This is a genomic window from Lentibacillus salinarum (assembly GCF_042679865.1).
Taxonomy (GTDB): Bacteria; Bacillota; Bacilli; order Bacillales; family Amphibacillaceae; genus Lentibacillus; species Lentibacillus salinarum.
Map to the genome: position 1 here is coordinate 1 of NZ_JBHTNH010000034.1, position 637 is coordinate 637.

The window sequence follows — 637 nt, forward strand, 5'->3', positions numbered from 1 at the left end:
CGGGAGTTTGACACCCAAATTGAATAAAAAGTGACCGTAAGCCAACTCAGGCTTATATTTTTTTGTCAAATTTTACTTAAAATTATTGCGTACTATTTCGTACTATCGTATAATAAGGATACTAGCACCGTACGGAGGAGATGTTTGTGCGCATTAAAAAAAGTGTTTCCAAGGGTTCAACATCTTATTCTGTTATTAAAGATGTTTACCGTAACGGCAAGAAATCCTCAAAAGTCGTTGAAGCTTTGGGAAACGATGAGGAAATTTTAGAGAAGCACCCTGGTGTGGATCCCTATACTTGGGCAAAAGAATATGCCAAAAAATTAACACAGGAAGAAAAAGAAAATCATTATAAAGTCATTGCCAAATTCAGTCCAATTAAGCAGATAGAATGGAATAAGCAAACGCTATTCAATTCAGGTTATCTTTTTTTACAATCGCTTTACCACGAACTGAAACTGGATAAAATCTGTCAGAAAATCGCTCAAAAATATGAATTTGAATATGATCTTAATGAGATTCTTTCGCGTCTTCTGTATTTGCGTATTCTACACCCTGCTTCAAAAAAGGGAACGTTTGAACATTCGAAGGACTTACTTGAACCGGCACAATTTCAGTCCCATCAAATCTATCGGGC

General features: G+C 35.9%; 1 pseudogene. It reads left to right on the plus strand.

The window, feature by feature from the left end:
- Positions 1–146 precede the first annotated feature (146 nt).
- Positions 147–637, plus strand: a pseudogene (locus tag ACFQ4A_RS16370) (IS1634 family transposase); the annotation flags it as partial.